Genomic DNA, 15,860 nt, shown 5'->3' on the forward strand with positions numbered 1-15,860 from the left:
ATGAAACTGTTTGCGATCTACATCGGCGGAGAACATCCGGCGGCGAACATTGAGGTGCACGATATGCGGTTCCTCGTCGCCCCGACGATCGAGGCGACGCACGAGGCCTTGCTCGCGCAGTGGTGGGGTCGCGAGGGGACTCTGCACATCGATTGCTGGTCGGAGATTTCGCAGGCGGACGGCTATAAGATCAGCCTTCTGCCCGAGCCATACGAGGGCAAGGAAAAACTCTATTACGTGAACCTTGGCGGCTATGACGGCGTGGCCTTCGCAGAGCAGCACCGGAATGTTTTCGTCGTCGCTGACAGCCTGCCTGCGGCCAAGGCGCGCGCCATCAAACAGGCGACGGGATGGACCGATGCGCATCGTGACGAGATGTATGAAGCCGAGCAGGCCTTCGCACTGGACGATGCCGCCCAGGCCGAACGCCTGCATATTCACTTGAAGCCGAGCCTGATGACCGGCGATCCGAGCTTCACCTGCCGTTATACTCCCATCCGCTGATCGGATCAGGACGTGTGTCGGCCCAGCATCGCCGCGCCGTAGAGTTTCGGCTCGAAGCCCTTGGTCCAGAAGATCTTGCCGAGGCCTCGGGCGCAGCGGTCGTAGGTGTGGGCGCGGTCGGGGCGGCGCAGGAGCGCGGACAGCAGCGACAGGGCGCCCCAGACGCCGGTCTGGGCCAGGCCGACCAGCATCCATTTGACGACGCCGGGCCAGTCGCGGCGATCGGCGGCCATCTGGGTCGGACTCTGGCCATAGGCGAAGGCGCGGGTGAGGGCGTATTTCAGGGTGGCGCGGTGGGGCGGGGCGAACTCGTCCGCCCAGGCCTCGGAGGCCCAGCCGTAACGGCCGCCACGCGCCGACAGGGCGGTAAACAACCGATCGTCCTCGCCGCCCGTCTCATTCATGGCGACATCGAAGGGGGCGTTACCGGGCAGGGCGGTCGCGCGCATCATCAGACTATTGCCGCAGCCGTGGATGGCGTCGGTCAGGCCGGTCTCGCGCGGGCCGTCGCGGCCGAAGAACCGTTCCAGATAGGCGGTGGTCCAGCCGGTGTTAGCCGACACACGCCCGCGAATGGGGCCGAAGACGACATCGGCGCCGGTGTGGTCTTGCGCATCCAGCAGGGCGGCGAGCCAGCCGGGGGAGGCGGCCTCGTCATCATCCAGGAAGGCGATCAGGGGCGCGTCGGTCGCGGCCAGACCGACGTTGCGCGCGGTCGCCACGCCGGGGACGGGGGCGTGGGCATAGGTCAGGGGGACGGGCGCCTCGGCAAGCAGGCGCTCGATCAGAGCGGCGGCGGAGCCTTGCGGGTCATTGTCGGCGATGACGATGGCGGCGACGCGGTGAAGCGATCCGGTCTGGGCGAAGACGGACCGCAGGGCGCGCTCCAGACTGTCGGGGCGGCGCAAGGTCGGGATGATGACGGCGACGTCGCGCATGGTCAGACGGCGTCCGCATAGACGGCGGCACGGTAGAGCCGTAGCGCAAAGGCGCGGGCCTTGACCGGCAGTGCCGTGGTCAGGGCGGCCTGTTTCATCAAGCGGCGCGCCAGGGGCAGGGCGGGCAGGCGCTTCAGAGCGCGCGCGGCCTTGTAGCTGGGATAGGTCTGGACGACGGCGGGGTGCAGGGCGACCACGCGGGCGAAGTTGCCGGCGCCCTGGTCGAACTTGCGCGCCAAGTCCTCGACCGTGTCCAGGCCCATGTGCGTGGCGGGATTGTCGATGTGGACGACGGGAAAGCGGCGGGAGACGCGCATGGCCCATTCCACATCCTCCCAGCCCCAGCCGCTGAAACCGGGATCGAAGGATTCGGCCGAGAAGACGTCGCGGCGGACCAGCAGGTTGGAGGTATAGACGTATTTCTCGGGCGTCAGGGCGCGCTGGGACGCCGGCAGACATTCCGAGGCGCCGGACAGGGCGCGGTGGACGGCGAACCGGGCGTCGGTCGGCGCCTGGTCCAGCGAGAAGCCTCCGAACGCAACGGCAGGCGCGTCCTGGGCCACCAGCCGCAGCCAGTTTTGCAGGAAGATCGGCGTGTCGGGCCGCATGTCGCTGTCGAGGAACAGATAGGCCTCGCCTCGGGCGGCGGTGGTCAGGCGGTTGCGGCCTCTCGCGCGGCCTTCGTTGGCTGCCAATGTGATCAGGCGCACGGGCAGATCGAGGGCGTCGATGGTGGCCTGAAGCCGGGCCGTCAGATCGGCGTCGCCCGTGCCGTCGTCCAGCAGGATCACCTCGACCGCGCCGGACAGGGCGGCGGCTTCGGTATCCAGTTGACGCAGCAGGGCCTGGGGATCGTCGCGCAGGAAGGGGATCAGGACCGAGATCGTCGGCCTCGCCACCGCCCAGGCGGCGTTGTCGTGGATATGGGCGCTCATGCCGGCACGCTGCGACGTGCGCGGATCAGGCGCAGCAGCACGTCACGCACCCCGGCGGCGTTCAGGGTCAGGGCGACGACCGCATAGACGAGGCCGCCCACGCCGGCGTCCAGCATCAGCTCCACGAACCCGCCGATGGGGGGCAACAGCCAGACGACCCCGGCCATGACGGCGGCCGCGATCCCGCAGCGGATCAACGCCTCCCACGGCATGGGCAGGGCGATGGCGCGGCGGCTGAGCAAAAGGCAGGCGAGCAGGCCGATGGCGAAACTGGCGGTGGTCGAGACGGCGGCGCCGGTTACGCCCATACGCGGGATCAGCACCAGGTTCAGCACCACATTACACAGGGCCGGAATGGCCATGGTGACCAGCAGCAGGCCGGTCTTCTTGCCCAAGGTGAAGCCGAAACCGAAATAATAGGCGATCATGCCCGACAGGAAGGATGAGGCCGCGATCCACGGCGTGACCAGGGCGGCGGCGGCGCGCAGATCCTGACCGATCATCAACTCCGCCAGCGGCCGCGCGACCAGCGACAGGCCGACGGCGGCGGGCAGGCCGATCAGGATCAGGGTCGAACCCTGTTCGATGGCTGTCTGGCGCAGGGCCTCGCGCCCGCCGCGCTCCAGCGCCATGACCATGGCCGGCGCCCCCGCCGCGCCCAGCCAGATGAAGATGATGTCCAGCGTCCGGTTCGCCAGGCTGTAGCTGGCATGATAGGCGCCGACCGCCGCCGCATCCATGAAGGCCGCCAGCAGGAACCGATCCGTCGAGGCCAGCACCAGGGCCAGCGTCAACGACGCCGCGATGGGATAGCCATAGAGGGCATAGGCCTTGAGCCGCGTGCGATCCACCGTTCCGCCGCTGGCCTGGCGCAGTTCGCCCGGCAGGATGAAGGGCAGGGCGAACAGGGGGGCGATGGCCAGACCCAGCAGGGGCGACGCGGCGCCCGCCCCGGCAAGGGCGAACCCGGCGCCCACCAGAAAGCCCAGGATGGCGACGCCGATGTCCACGGCGGCGGATTTCGACACCTCGCCCGCCGCGCGATACCGCTCCTGGGCCAGCTTGGCCAGGTTGCGCACCGGCGCGCCGGCCAGGCCGAAGGCGACGGCGATCTTGAACGCCGGCGCCAGCGGCGCCAGCCACACGACCAGGGCCGCAATGGGCGTGAAGACGGCGATGATGGTGAAGGAGGTACGGTACAGGCTGGCGAAATGCGTGGCCAGCCCCTGGGGCGTGCGTTCGGCCGCCCAGAAGCGCGCCATCGACGCCTCCAGCCAGGTGAAGGTGACGGTGTGGGCCAACGTCGTGACCGAAAAGGCCAGGGCGTAGTGGCCGAAGTCGTCGGGGCTGAGCAGGCGCGTGAAGACGAAGATGGTCAGGAACCCGACCACCCCCTGGACGATCTGGGCCGGCAGATAGCCCCAGACGCCCCGCCAGAACATGCGCTGTTCGCTCAACGCACGGCCGCCCGGTCGCCAAGCAGGACTGGGATGGTGACGGCGATGACCCACAGGTCCAACCAGAAGGACTGGCGTTCGATATATTCGATGTCCAGCTGGACGCGCTCGCGAACCTGGGCCTCGGTGTCCACCGGGCCGCGAGAGCCCTTGATGGCGGCCCAGCCGGTCATGCCGGGCTTCATGCGGTGGCGGTGGGCGTATTCGGCGACCAGCAGGGCGGATTCGGTCTCGCCGGTCTTCATGCCGATGGCGTGGGGGCGCGGTCCGACCAGGGACATCTCGCCCGACAGGACGTTGAAGATCTGGGGCAGTTCATCCAGGCTGGTGGCGCGGATGAAGCGGCCGACGCGGGTGACGCGGTCGTCGCCGGGGCAGACCTGGCGGCTGGCGGTGGCGTCGGCGGCCTCGTGGCGCATCGAGCGGAACTTCCACACCACGATGGTCTCGTGATTGAAGCCGTGGCGACGCTGGCGGAAGAAGATCGGGCCGGGGCTGTCCAGACGCACAGCGAGAGCGACCAGGGCCATGACGGGGGCGGCGACCACCAGGGCGACCGCGCCGACCAGCAGGTCCTGCATCCGCTTGTTGAACGCCCGCCTATCGGGATCGACCGGCCCGTCCAGCGACGCCAGCGGCGCATTGGCCAGGCGGTTCAGCACGCCGTCGCCGCCCAGCTCCGAATCGACCAGCACCGTCAGCGGATTGGGCAGGGCGTTCAGACGCTGGGTCAGGTCGCGCACCCGCTGGCCCGCATTGGGATCGATGGCCAGGACGATCCGGTCCACATAGGGGGTCATGCGGTGGGTCAGCAGGGCGTTGGCGTCGCCCAGAACCGGTACGCCGGCAACGCTGTCGGGCGAACGGGCCAGGCGGTCGTCGAACACGCCAAGCACATTCATGTCGCGCCGCTCCAGCGCCCGCTCGATCAGGATCCTGGCGTTCCGGGTGGCGCCGACGATGACGATATTGGGCGACAGGGCGCCGAGACGCCGCCAGCGGGCGATCACCGCCAGCCACAGCCCATGCAGCACGACCAAGGCCGACGTCGTCGTCAGGACCCAGGGCGCGACGATGTCCAGAGCCGGCCGATCCAGCAGCCACCCCAGGATCAGGGCGATGCTGGCCGAGACCATGCCGACGCCTGCGACGCCGAACAGATGCAGGACCCAGGGCGTGTCGCGACCGAATCGATAAAGCTGAAAAGCACGAAGCAGGGCCAGAACCGCGACGGCGCCGGCGGCCAGGGGCGCGGCGTCGCCTATGGTCATGGTGGCCAGATTCATCGGCTGGATCGCCAGCGCTGCGGCCAGCGCCAGCCCGACGACGACCAGCACGTCAATGAGCCTGAAATAGTGGGCCGACAGCCGCACCGACGACCGCTCACGCGCATTCAGCCACACCTCGGGCCTGAACGGACCACGCGCGGCGCGGCCCTTGGGCGGCGCGTCGGCGGCGAGACTGGCGGGGCGGTCGAGCAAAGGAGGATCCAGCGGCGAAGAACGGCCGCGATACTGCCGGGATCGCCTCTATGTCGCGTTAACGTGGATACTTTCGCCCGAACCGGATTGCGCGACGCATCAGCCTCCGCTATCGACGCCGTCGCAGGAGACGTGGCCGAGTGGCTGAAGGCAACGGTTTGCTAAATCGTCGTACCCCGTAAGGGGTACCGAGGGTTCGAATCCCTCCGTCTCCGCCACTTCCCTAGAAAACAAGCCAAAACAGTCAGTTATTCGCTATCTGGCGAAGGCTGAAGGACGCTGTTTGTGAGAGCGGATGTGGTGTGACTGGTGGTCATGCCGAAGAAGTCACGCTGAAGAATCGGGCCTAAATAGCCATTGCCAACCAGACTTTCGGTCTGTGGCGCGCTACAGGTTGTCTGTCTCTGCATCGGCGCCATTCTCAATCCGATCTGAGCACAGGCGCAGGCCGCCGCGATAGGGCGTGAAGTGCGGCCAAACCGCCGCCCAGGGCCGCAATCCCGGTGGCGCCGGTCAGCAGGAGGAGGACGCCGGTCCAGTCCATGCTCCAGGTGGCCTTGAAGGCGAGGGTCACGACCGGCCAGGCGCCGGCTGCTCCAAGCAACAGGCCGGCGAGGCCGGCGATGGCGCCGACCAGGCTGTATTCCACGAGGTAGGCGGTCAGGATCTGGGCGTGTGAGCCGCCCAGCACCTTGAGGACGGCTGCCTCGCGCGCCCGTTCGCGTACGCCTGCGGCGATGGCGCCGACCAGAACGAGCAGGCCGGCGAGACCGGCGACGGCCGCGGCCCCGCGGATAGCCAGGGCGAGACGGTCGAACAGGGTGGCGGCGGCCTCAAGCTGTTCGCGGACGCTGATGATGTTCACCTCACGGAAGTCTGCGCCAAGCGTCTGGGTCAGGGCCCTTTCCTCGGCGGGGCTGGCGCGGGCGATGGCGACGCTGCGGGGATTGGCGCCTTCGATGGCGGCGGCGTTGAGCACGAGCAGGAAGTTGGTCCCGAACCCGCCCGGCTCGGTCCGGCGAAGGGCGGCGATGCGGACGTCCATCTCTCGGCCGAGCAGTTGCAGGGTCAGGCTGTCGCCGACCTTGAGATCGGCGGCCTTGGCCAGATCCTGCGAAAGGGCGATCTGTGGCGGACCCGCGTAATCGGCGGCCCACCACCGGCCGGACACGAGGTTCGCATCGTCCGGCGCACCGGCCAGGGCGGTGAGGAGAATGTCCTGGTCGAAGGCCCAGCGTTCGCCCTGAGGCAGGGCCTCTGGATCGACCGGCGCGCCTTTCAACCGCACGATCCGCCCGGTGAGGAGCGGAAGACGTCGGTAGCGGTCCGGTCCGGGGTGGGACATCACCTTGGCCACCGCCGCATCGAACGCCGCGCCGCGATTGGCGGGGATTTCAGTGAAGACCACGGACGGGGCTGATCGCGGGGCGACCTCGGTGATCTGGCCGAGCAGGCTGGACTGGATGAGGACGACCATGGCCAGAAGCGCGACGCCCAGGCCGATGGCGGGAGAGGCCGTGCGCGCCGCCGAGCGGGGGCCGGCGAGGTTGGCCAGCCCCAGGCGCACCGCGCCGCCGACGTGTCGTCTCAGGCGTCCGGCCAGGGCGGCGGCCGTCCGGCCGAGCAGCCAGAGAAGTGCGAATGCGACGACCGTGCCGCCGATCAATGCGGCCGCTGCAAGCTTTGACGGCGCGCTCCACAGGGCCAGGCCCGCCAGTCCGATCGCGGCCAGAACAGCGAAGACCAGTTCGACGCCAAAGACGGGTCGGTCGGTGAGCTGGCGACGGAACAGGGCCGAGGGCGGCGTGGCGCGGGCGCGGGCCAGGGGCGCGAGGGCGAAGGCGGCGGCCGCCAGAAGGCCGAAAGCCCCGGCCTTGACGAGCGGCGCGGGATAGACGGCGAAGAGGGCGGGAATGGGCAGGCTGTCTTTCGCCAGTACGCCGATGACGAGCGGCACGACGGCGCCGATCACGAGACCAATGGCGACCCCGACGGCGGCCAGCACGCCGATCTGGATTAGATAGATATCGCGGATCAGCCCGCCCTGCGCGCCGAGAGCCTTCAGCGTCGCAATAGACGGCTTGCGGCCCTCCAGATAGGCTGAGACGGCGCCCCCGACGCCGAGGCCGCCGGCTACGAGAGACGCCAGGCCGATAAAGCCGAGGAAATATTCCAGCTGATCGATCAGTCTTCCGGCGCCGGCAGCCGCCTCGGACCGATCCCGGGCTTCGAGCCGGCTCTGCGGAAACCGTTTTTCTATGCCCGCGATGGCGGCCTTGGGATCGACGTCGGCAGGAAGGGCGATGCGCACCGCCTCGCCGAACAGGCCGCCCGGCGCCAGCAGGCCGGCCCGTTCGACGGCGGGGACTGTCGTCACCACGCGCGGACCAAGCGCAAAGCCCCGGCCCAGCCGGTCGGGTTCGGCCAGAAGGACGGCGCGCGCGACGAACGGCGTTCCGCCCACGGTGAAGGTGTCGCCGAGCCTGAGGTTGAGGCGATCCAGCAGGCCCTGTTCGACGACGGCGCCCGCGATGCCGTTCTCGATGCGCAAGGCCGTGGCCAGATCGGGCGCGCCGGACAGTTCGACAGAGCCGACCAGGGGATAGGCGGCGTCAACCCCGCGCATGTCGACCAGGCGGCGCTGGCCGGCGCCGGTCTCGGCCATGCCGTTGGCCCGCACCGAATAGGCGACCGGACCCAGGGTGGCGAAGGCGGCGCGTTGGTCGGGACTGAACCGGCCCTGGTCGAGGCTGAAGACGACGTCGCCGCCGAGGATCTCCCGCGCCTGACTGGCCAGCCCCTGGCGGAAGGCCTCGGCGGTCGAGCCCGAGGCGGCGATCGCCGCCACGCCCAGGGCCAGACAGGCCAGGAAGATGCGGAACCCCGCAATCCCGGAGCGGAGCTCGCGGCGCGCGAAGCGGAAGGCGAGCCTCATGCGGAGACCTGCGACGGGGCGACGACCTGGCCGTCGCGCATCGTCACGATCCGGTCCGCACGGGCGGCGAGACGGTCGTCATGAGTCACCAGGACCAAGGCCGCGCCGCTGTCGTGCACGAGGTCGAACAGCAGGTCGGCGACCAGGGCGCCGTTGGTCCCGTCCAGATTGCCGGTCGGCTCGTCGGCGAACAGGAGTTCCGGCCCGACGGCCAGGGCGCGGGCCAGGGCCACACGCTGCTGCTCGCCGCCCGACATCTGGTGGGGATAGTGTGACCGGCGGGCGCCGAGGCCGACCCGCTCCAGCCAGTTGTGCGCCTGTGCGACCGCATCAGGCCGGTGGGCCAGCTCCAGCGGCGCGGAGACATTCTCCTCGGCCGTCATATTGGGAAGCAGGTGAAAGCTCTGGAACACCAGGGCGGCGCGACCCCGACGCAGACGAGCGCGGCCGTCTTCGCCCAGAACGGCAAGATCCTGATCGAACAGCATCGCCCGGCCGCAGGTCGGCGTCTCCAGGCCGGCGGCGATGGAGATCAGCGACGACTTGCCCGACCCGGAGGGGCCGACGATGGCGACCGTCTCTCCCGGCGCCACGACCAGATCGACGCCCCGAAGGATTTCCACGGGTCCTGCGGCCGAGGGCAGGGTGAGGACGACGCCGTCGAGGACGAGCGGAGCGGCTGAAGCCATCGATATGTCGCTTGCTGCATTGGGAGGAGGAAGGTCGGTCCCTATATGGGTGCGCAGATCATGACTCCAAAGCCCTCATCGCCCACACCATTCATGCCTCGCCGCACGCTCCTGACCGGAGGGCTGGGGCTCGTGCTTGCCGGATGCAGTCCGTCGAAGGACGACGCGCCAAAGGCGCCGGCCACGCCCGCGACTTCGGCATCGAGCACGGGTGCGGCTTCGGCTGCGCCGGAGAAGATCGTGACCCTTCTGGGGGATTCCATCACGGCCGGTTTCGGCTTGCCTTCGGCCGAGGCTTTGCCTGTCCGGCTGGAAGAGGCGTTGCGTGCAAAGGGGCTCAGCGTCAGGGTTCGCGGGGCCGGGGTGTCGGGCGACACGACCGGCGGCGGGCTGGCCCGTGTCGGCTATAGCGTCCAGGACGACACCGATCTGTGCATCGTCGCCCTGGGGGGCAACGACATGCTGCAGGGCGTGGATCCGGCGACCGTCCGCGCCAATCTGGAGGCCATCATCGCATCGCTGAAGGTGCGCGACATTCCCGTCCTGCTAGCGGGGATGAAGGCGCCGCCCCAGTACGGCGCCTATGCCGCCGAGTTCGACCGCATCTTCGTGGATCTGGCCCGCAAGGACGATGTCGCGGCCTATCCCTTCCTGCTGGAAGGCGTGGCCCTGGATCGTCGTTATAACCAGCCGGACGGCATCCACCCCAATGCCCAGGGCGTGCGCATCATCGCCGAAGGGCTGGCGCCGGTCGTGGCGGTCGCCTTGGCGGACAACTAGGGGCAGGAACGACGGCAGATCATGGCGAAGGTCGTGGGATCGCCCTTGAACCGCCGCAGGCCATCGCCATCTTGGAACTGCCCTTCCTGGGCGTTTCCTCCCAATCGACTTCCGGCCTCGTCGCCTCGTGCGACGGGGCTGTTTTTTGTCCGGAACGACATCCTGTCCGAGCGCGCCATGCCCAAAGCCAACGACACCGTCCATCTGCGCTTCACCCTGAAGGGCGAGAGCGGCCCGTTCTGGCAGACGAATGCGACAGTCGCCTCGGTGGGCGGGGGGACCGCCCTGCTCGATGGCCTGGATCGCCAGATCGCGGCGCGCATCGCCGATTTTCGCCGGGCCGGGGAGGGCCGCTGGACTCTCGACTTCGAGGTCCGGTCGAGGCCCTGAGGCGAAAAGGGGCTTTATTTGCTCGAACCGCCTCGGCGAGGTCTTCGATCAGGCGTGGGCAAATACGCCTGCTCGATTCGTCGCCCGCCATTCTGCCGAATGGCGGGCGTTTGTCCGTGTGCGCCTTTATTGGTCGCCGATGGTAAATGGTTCCTGCCTCGGCACGCCGTCGGGTCCCTTTGTAAGCCGGAAGCCATCGACCAATCGGCCGGCGGCGGTAAACGCGCGATAGACGATGGCGTCGGTTGAGACGTCGAGAGTCTGGAAGGTCTGGGTCCGCTCGGCGGTCCTGTCGGCCCAGGTCAGGTTCGCAATCGGGTACATCTTCGGCCCGGCGACCGAGACCACATAGGTCGAGCCGTGGTCCGAGGTATGGCCCGGCCCCGCATTGCCCATGACGCCCTCGCCGATGGCGCCGCGCGCATAGCCATGGTCATGAGCCTGGAGCACCAGATCGACCCGGTATTTGTCGATCAAGGGCTTCAAAGCGTCGCGGACACGCGAATTGTCCCGGTCGGGATCGATCGAGAACAGCGGGAAGTGCAGGAACATCACCGTCCAGCGGTTGGGATTGTCGGCCAGTATCCCGTCAAGCCAACGCACCATCTCGCCGCGTATGGCCTCGTCGCCATGGAACAGGGGGGCGTCGATCGAGATCAGGCGCATGCCCTGATAATCGACGGCCCAGGCGGTTTCCTTCAGCCGCTCCACGCCCGCCGGTCCGGTCTCCGGCAGGGTGAATTGGCGTCGCCACTGTGGGTTCAGGATCGGACCGCGGCCGTATTCGTGATTGCCCGGTGTCGGCATCTGCGGCGTCTGGGCATAGAGGAAGCCGCCCGAAGCGAACCATTCGCCCCATTCGTTATCGCTGTCGTGCCGGTTGATCAGATCGCCGGCATGGATGACGAAAGCGGCGTCGCCGGCCTTGCGGAAGCCCATTCTCAGCGTGCGCGAAGCCTCGCTGAGGATATTGTTCTGCATGTCCCCCATATAGAGGAAGGTGAAGGGCTGGGCCGTGTCCGCCGCCGTGCGGAACTGCAGCCACTCCGACCAGTTCTGACCCGAACCGACGCGGTAGACATAGACCGTCGCCGGCTTCAGCCCCGTCATCACCGCCGAATGATAGGCGGCCCGGAAGTCGGTCGCCTCGCGCACGCTCAGGGTCGCGTCGTCGGTCGTCGCCGTCAGGCGCGTATCGGAGGCGATGAAGTCCGGACCGTCCTGGGCCTCGGCGAACTCCACCTGGCCCTCCATGCCCGATGCAGTGCGCCAGGTGACGGCCATGGCGTGAGCGGGATCGGCGGTCAGGTTCAGGATGATCCGTTCCGGCTGGGCCGTCGCCGGCGCGATTGGCCGGTCTGAGGCCTGGACTGGCGCGGGTTCGGGACGCTGGACCACCTGGGCCAAGGCGACGGTGGGACCGCCCAGGGCCGCAAAGGCGGCCCCGAGCATCAGGGTGCGGGTGAATATCATCTGCGTCACCCTCAGAAGACGTAGTTCAGGCCGAGCGAGATCGACCGGCCGTTCTTGATATAGGCGCGGCTGGAACCGGTGCTGGCGCCGGCCGTGTACCAGTAGGTGTGGTTGTCGAAGAGGTTCTGGACCTCTAGCGAGGCCGTGGCGCCGCCCCACAGCTTGCGCCGCACGTTCAGGTCCACGAACTCATAGTCCTGCTCGTACGGATTGTTGCCGAAGTCCTGGACGCCCTCTAGGAATTCCGACTGATAGCTGTAGGCCGCATAGGCTTCCCAGCCGGAGTATTCCCAGAACAACTGGACGTTCGCGATGGCTTCTGGCGTCTCCATCAACGGCAGGGTGTAGCCGTCCGGGTGCCAGGAAATGCCTGTTTCCGCTTCCGACCGCTGCACCGTCAGGTTCACGCTGGCGCCCAGGCCCGACAGGGCGCCGGGCAGCCAGTGAAAGATCTGCTGGCCGCTCAGTTCGACGCCGTAAACCTTGGCCCATTTGCCGTTGTTCGGCATTGAGATGGTCACGCCGTCCGGGCTGACGTTCACGCCCGCCGTCCCGTCGCGGATGTTGCTGGACGAGGAGCGGAACAGGAAGTTGCGGATGTCCTTGTAGAACAGGCCCATCGAATAGGCGCCGGTGTTGCCGTTGTAGCGCTCGATCGACAGGTCGTAGTTGATCGCCCGCATCGGCTTCAGATCCGGGTTGCCCTGTTCGATGCCGACCAGCAGCCAGTCCGAGGTCGGGTTCTCCGCGCCATCGCCATCGGGATCGGCGTCGTAGCTATACTCCCGCGACGAGGACATGCGGGCGATGTCGGGACGCGCGAAGCTGGTCCAGATCGCGGCGCGGATCTTGGTGCTGGGGTTCAGCGCATAGTTCAGGTGGATCGACGGCAGGACGTTGACGAAGTCGCTCTTGTCGTCGGCGAAGCCTTCGCCCTGCACCGGATCCAAGGCATAGGCCGAGATGTCGTTACGGGTGCTTTCAACCCGCAGCCCGCCGATGATCTGGGCATTGCCGAACCGGGCCGTGCCCATCAGATAGGCCGCCAGGATGTCTTCCTTGAAGGTGAAACTGTCCTCGCCGCTCAGTTCCGCCTGCGAGGGGTCGGTCGCGAAGCCTTCGAAGAAGGTGCTGTCGCCGTTCATGGCGCGCTGCAACTCGGCCAGCATGGCCTGGTTGTCGATCACCGTGCCCAGGCGATAGAGGCCGGAATATTCGCCGTCGAACAGATTGGTGACCTCCTTGCCGTAGAAGGAGGAGAAGTCCGCCAGGGTGCCGTCGGCGTCCAGATCCAGAAACTCGCCGTTATAGGTCGAGCGCTTGGACGAATAGAATTTGGCGCCGGTCTTCACCGATTCCAGCCAGGCCGAGGCGGGGCTCCATTCGATGTTGAACTGACCCTGCCACAGGTCCTCCCCGGCGCCGCCGACCTCGCCGGACAGGCCGGCATAGTCGTATTGGGCCGGATCGTGCACCGCCGCCATGCCGGCGTCGTTCAGCACCCATTTGGGAAAGCGGCTGTCGCCGAAGTTGGTGACGTTGACGCCCTTGTTGCCCAGCCAGCCGTATTTGTCGCTGCGGAACTCCATCTCGTAGCTGTCGTCGGTATTGTCCTCGGACTTGGCGTAGGACAGGTCGTAGTCGGTGGTGAAGTCGCCGAAGCGGCTGACGCCGCCCAGGTTCAGCGACATCACCGTGCCGGTTTCGCGCGAGCCTTCCCAGAAGCGACGCAGGCGGAAGCCCTGAGGATCCCACGTCCCCGAGGCGCCGTTCAGCGTATAATAGGAACGGGTCGAGCGGTCGGCGTCGGTAATGACGCCGTCACGGTCGCGGTCAACGATCTGGGCGATTGTATAGGCGTAGATTCGCCCCTTGGCGCCCGAGCCGATGATGGCGGAATCCGGGTTGGCCAGACCGGTCTGGCGAGGATCGACCTGCGAGAGGCGCGTCGAGTTTCGGCTGGTGTCGTTGCGGAAGTTCAGGCGGTTGCCGAATTCGTCCTGGGTGTATTCGTTGTACTGGCCGCGAAAGTGAAAATCGTGGTCGCCGCCCCGATAGTCCAGGCTGGCGTTCAGGCCCTTGCGCTCCACCTCTGTCTCGCCGAACGCCAGGTCCATGCCGCGCAGGACGAAAGTGTCGGTGTCCCAGCCCAGGCTTTCGCTGTCGTCGTACCAAACCGGCGGTTGGTTATCGCCATCGACGCCGTTCTGTTCGAACTGCGACTTGCGCCGCGACCAGCTGACGGTGGCGAAGACGCCCCAGTTGTCGCTGAACTGCTTGCCGAATGACCCGGAGATTTCGCCCGAGGTCCTGTCGTCGAACTTGTCCAGCATGCCGGCCGAGGCGGACAGCACCGCATAGGTCGGCTTGTGGTCGAACGCCGTCGGCGTGCGGATGTCGATGGAACCGCCCAGGGCGTCGCCGTCGCGATCCGGCGTCAGGCTCTTGATCACCGTGATCGAGTCGATGCCTTCCGGCGGCAGGAAGCTGAGGCGGACGCCGCGATAGAAGCTGTCGTCAGGCGAGCCGGCGCCGCCGATGCGGATGCCGTTCATCGTATAGTTGTTCAGTTCTGTCGACAGGCCGCGGATCGTGATCCGGTCGCCCTCGCCGGTCGTTTGGTTGCGCACGGCGTTGACGCCCGGCAGGCGCGACAGGGATTCTGCGACGTTGTTGGCCGGCAGATTTCCCATGTCGTCTGCGCTGATCACGTCCGAGATGAAGTCGGCGTCGCGCTTTGCGTCCAGCGATCGCAGCATGCCGGCGGCGTAACCGACCACGACGACGTCCTCCACCTCGACGGCGTTCGACGGGTCAGCCGACGCAACCACCGTCTCGCGAACCACGGTCAGAACCCCCCGAACTTCACGAACTTCGACGCCTGCTCCGACAATCAGGCGACGAAGCGCTTCGCGTGGCGTCATGGCGCCCGATATCGACTGGGACTGGCGGCCACGCGTCAGTGCAGGGTCGAACACGATCGGAAGGCCTGTCTGGCGCGACAGCGTTTGCAGAGCCCGTCCCAGATCCTGGGCGGGAATGGTCAGGGCTGTGCGCGCCTCGGCGGTGTTCGCGACCTGCCAGGCGTGGGCCGGCGCCGTTGCGGACGCGAGGACGGCGACGGCCGCCGCCGCGAGGAGGCCGGTCTTTTGAATAGGCATGTTGATGGATCCCCCGCGACCGAGCTTGGCCGCTAAAGAGGAAGACGGCGAAAATCGCGGTCCTGACACCCGTCTTGAAAACTTGCTTTCGTTGTCACCTAAGCTTCAGACAGGACGTACTGACCCGTGGCCTTCGACGTCAGTTTGAGACCATGAAGGCGCGCGATCGCAGCCAGGGCGTTCTCTGGATGCTCATAGGAAAACCGCCCGCTGACCAGGGCATCGCCCAGCCTGGGATCGGACAACGACACCCGTACGCCGGTGACGCGCTCCAGATCGTCGATGACGCTGAGAAGCGAGACTTCGTCGAGTTCGAGCCATCCTCTGGTCCACGAAGGAAACGCGGTCTCGGCCTCGTGCTGAGCCAGGACGACACGCTCGACGTCGCCCTTCTTCACGCGTGCGCGCTCACCGGCGTGAAGGCGCACGATCTGTTCGGCGGACGCGACATCGACGACGCCTTCGAACACCACCACCTCGACCATGGCGCCTTCAGGCGTTTCGAGACTGTCGACATTGAAACGTGTCCCGACGGCGGTGACGCGGACCCCGTGGGTTTCCACGATGAAGGGCCGCGCCTTGTCGTGAGCAACTTCGAAGAAGCCCTCGCCGTCCAGCCGCAAACGCCGTTGATCTCGATCGAGGCGGACGCGCAGTCTGCTGGCGCCGTTCAGTCGAACCGCCGAGCCGTCGGCGAGAGAGACCGCTTCTGACTGCCCGCGTTGTCCGACTATGACGTCTCCACTGGGCAAGAGCCCGACCAGCACAGCCGCCATCGCCACCGACGCTGCCAGTCCGACCGGCGCCCAAATGGACCAAGGCTTTTTCCGACGCGTCCCGAGCGCTGAACGCGATATACGCTGTGCGGCCCACAGGACGGCCGGGTCGGCGATCAGCGCCTCGTGCTGGCTCAGAAGTCTATGCCGATCGGGCCGATCTTTCAGCCAGCCGGCCAAGTCCTGCTGTCGCTGCGAAGACAACGGACCCGCTCGCTTTTCGTCGGCCCACAGCGCGGCGACTCTGTCGTCGTGACGGCTAGGCCCAATCGACATTCAGTGATTCCCGAGCGTCCTGATGCGTGATTCATAGGTCTCCGTGTTGGCGGAGGTCTTTGATG

General features: G+C 67.3%; 12 protein-coding genes and 1 tRNA gene. 4 read left to right on the forward strand and 9 right to left on the reverse strand.

Going from position 1 to position 15,860, the window contains the following annotated elements; all coding sequences use genetic code 11:
- Positions 1-504 (forward strand): DUF1543 domain-containing protein, encoded by a 504-nt coding sequence (locus AC3ISA_RS13225; protein WP_489178222.1) that lies wholly within the window; start codon positions 1-3, stop codon positions 502-504.
- A 5-nt stretch (positions 505-509) separates the two neighbouring features.
- On the opposite strand, the gene AC3ISA_RS13230 is transcribed toward AC3ISA_RS13225, so the two are convergent.
- Genes AC3ISA_RS13230 through AC3ISA_RS13245 form a run of 4 tightly spaced genes read right to left on the reverse strand, consistent with a single transcriptional unit; the run spans position 510 to position 5,315 of the window.
- Positions 510-1,442, reverse strand: a complete 933-nt coding sequence (locus AC3ISA_RS13230; protein ID WP_489178223.1) for a glycosyltransferase family 2 protein — start codon at positions 1,440-1,442, stop codon at positions 510-512.
- 2 nt (positions 1,443-1,444) lie between these two features.
- Complete coding sequence (locus tag AC3ISA_RS13235) at positions 1,445-2,377, reverse strand: glycosyltransferase family 2 protein (protein WP_489178225.1); 933 nt, start codon at positions 2,375-2,377, stop codon at positions 1,445-1,447.
- Complete coding sequence (locus AC3ISA_RS13240) at positions 2,374-3,819, reverse strand: oligosaccharide flippase family protein (protein WP_489180113.1); 1,446 nt, start codon at positions 3,817-3,819, stop codon at positions 2,374-2,376. The genes AC3ISA_RS13235 and AC3ISA_RS13240 overlap by 4 nt, the downstream gene beginning before the upstream one ends.
- An 11-nt stretch (positions 3,820-3,830) precedes the next feature.
- Complete coding sequence (locus AC3ISA_RS13245; protein ID WP_489178226.1) at positions 3,831-5,315, reverse strand: exopolysaccharide biosynthesis polyprenyl glycosylphosphotransferase; 1,485 nt, start codon at positions 5,313-5,315, stop codon at positions 3,831-3,833.
- A 126-nt stretch (positions 5,316-5,441) separates the two neighbouring features.
- On the opposite strand from AC3ISA_RS13245, the gene AC3ISA_RS13250 reads away from it, so the two are divergent.
- Positions 5,442-5,533 (forward strand) — tRNA-Ser (locus tag AC3ISA_RS13250).
- A 203-nt stretch (positions 5,534-5,736) separates the two neighbouring features.
- Here AC3ISA_RS13250 and AC3ISA_RS13255 read toward each other — a convergent pair.
- Positions 5,737-8,250: an ABC transporter permease gene (locus AC3ISA_RS13255; RefSeq protein WP_489178227.1), complete on the reverse strand. Its 2,514-nt coding sequence runs from the start codon at positions 8,248-8,250 to the stop codon at positions 5,737-5,739.
- A complete protein-coding gene (locus AC3ISA_RS13260; protein ID WP_372691777.1) occupies positions 8,247-8,939 on the reverse strand; it encodes an ABC transporter ATP-binding protein in 693 nt (230 codons plus the stop codon). The genes AC3ISA_RS13255 and AC3ISA_RS13260 overlap by 4 nt, the downstream gene beginning before the upstream one ends.
- Positions 8,940-9,179: 240 nt before the next feature.
- Between AC3ISA_RS13260 and AC3ISA_RS13265 the strand changes: the two genes are divergently transcribed.
- Together AC3ISA_RS13265 and AC3ISA_RS13270 are read left to right on the forward strand one after the other, a co-directional pair.
- Complete coding sequence (locus AC3ISA_RS13265) at positions 9,180-9,719, forward strand: arylesterase (protein ID WP_489178228.1); 540 nt, start codon at positions 9,180-9,182, stop codon at positions 9,717-9,719.
- A gap of 177 nt (positions 9,720-9,896) precedes the next feature.
- Complete coding sequence (locus AC3ISA_RS13270; RefSeq protein WP_372691779.1) at positions 9,897-10,109, forward strand: hypothetical protein; 213 nt, start codon at positions 9,897-9,899, stop codon at positions 10,107-10,109.
- Between the two features lie 126 nt (positions 10,110-10,235).
- Here the strand turns inward: AC3ISA_RS13270 and AC3ISA_RS13275 are convergent, their stop codons facing one another.
- From AC3ISA_RS13275 to AC3ISA_RS13285, 3 genes are all read right to left on the reverse strand, one after another.
- Complete coding sequence (locus AC3ISA_RS13275) at positions 10,236-11,582, reverse strand: purple acid phosphatase family protein (RefSeq protein ID WP_489178229.1); 1,347 nt, start codon at positions 11,580-11,582, stop codon at positions 10,236-10,238.
- 11 nt (positions 11,583-11,593) lie between these two features.
- Entirely contained in the window at positions 11,594-14,743 is a 3,150-nt protein-coding gene (locus AC3ISA_RS13280) for a TonB-dependent receptor (RefSeq protein ID WP_489178230.1), read from the reverse strand.
- A 98-nt stretch (positions 14,744-14,841) separates the two neighbouring features.
- On the reverse strand, positions 14,842-15,699 hold the full coding sequence (locus tag AC3ISA_RS13285) for a FecR family protein (protein ID WP_489178231.1): 858 nt from the start codon (positions 15,697-15,699) through the stop codon (positions 14,842-14,844).
- Positions 15,700-15,860: the final 161 nt, after the last annotated feature.

The sequence above is a fragment of the Brevundimonas sp. KH_058 genome, assembly GCF_057838505.1.

Excerpts from the sequence above, each read along its gene's own strand:
- AC3ISA_RS13275 (WP_489178229.1), bottom strand. The coding sequence starts at position 11,582 with ATGATATTCACCCGCACCCTGATGCTCGGGGCCGCCTTTGCGGCCCTG.
- AC3ISA_RS13240 (WP_489180113.1), bottom strand. The coding sequence starts at position 3,819 with ATGTTCTGGCGGGGCGTCTGGGGCTATCTGCCGGCCCAGATCGTCCAG.
- AC3ISA_RS13255 (WP_489178227.1), bottom strand. The coding sequence starts at position 8,250 with ATGAGGCTCGCCTTCCGCTTCGCGCGCCGCGAGCTCCGCTCCGGGATT.
- AC3ISA_RS13260 (WP_372691777.1), bottom strand. The coding sequence starts at position 8,939 with ATGGCTTCAGCCGCTCCGCTCGTCCTCGACGGCGTCGTCCTCACCCTG.
- AC3ISA_RS13280 (WP_489178230.1), bottom strand. The coding sequence starts at position 14,743 with ATGCCTATTCAAAAGACCGGCCTCCTCGCGGCGGCGGCCGTCGCCGTC.
- AC3ISA_RS13225 (WP_489178222.1), top strand. The coding sequence starts at position 1 with ATGAAACTGTTTGCGATCTACATCGGCGGAGAACATCCGGCGGCGAAC.
- AC3ISA_RS13230 (WP_489178223.1), bottom strand. The coding sequence starts at position 1,442 with ATGCGCGACGTCGCCGTCATCATCCCGACCTTGCGCCGCCCCGACAGT.
- AC3ISA_RS13235 (WP_489178225.1), bottom strand. The coding sequence starts at position 2,377 with ATGAGCGCCCATATCCACGACAACGCCGCCTGGGCGGTGGCGAGGCCG.
- AC3ISA_RS13270 (WP_372691779.1), top strand. The coding sequence starts at position 9,897 with ATGCCCAAAGCCAACGACACCGTCCATCTGCGCTTCACCCTGAAGGGC.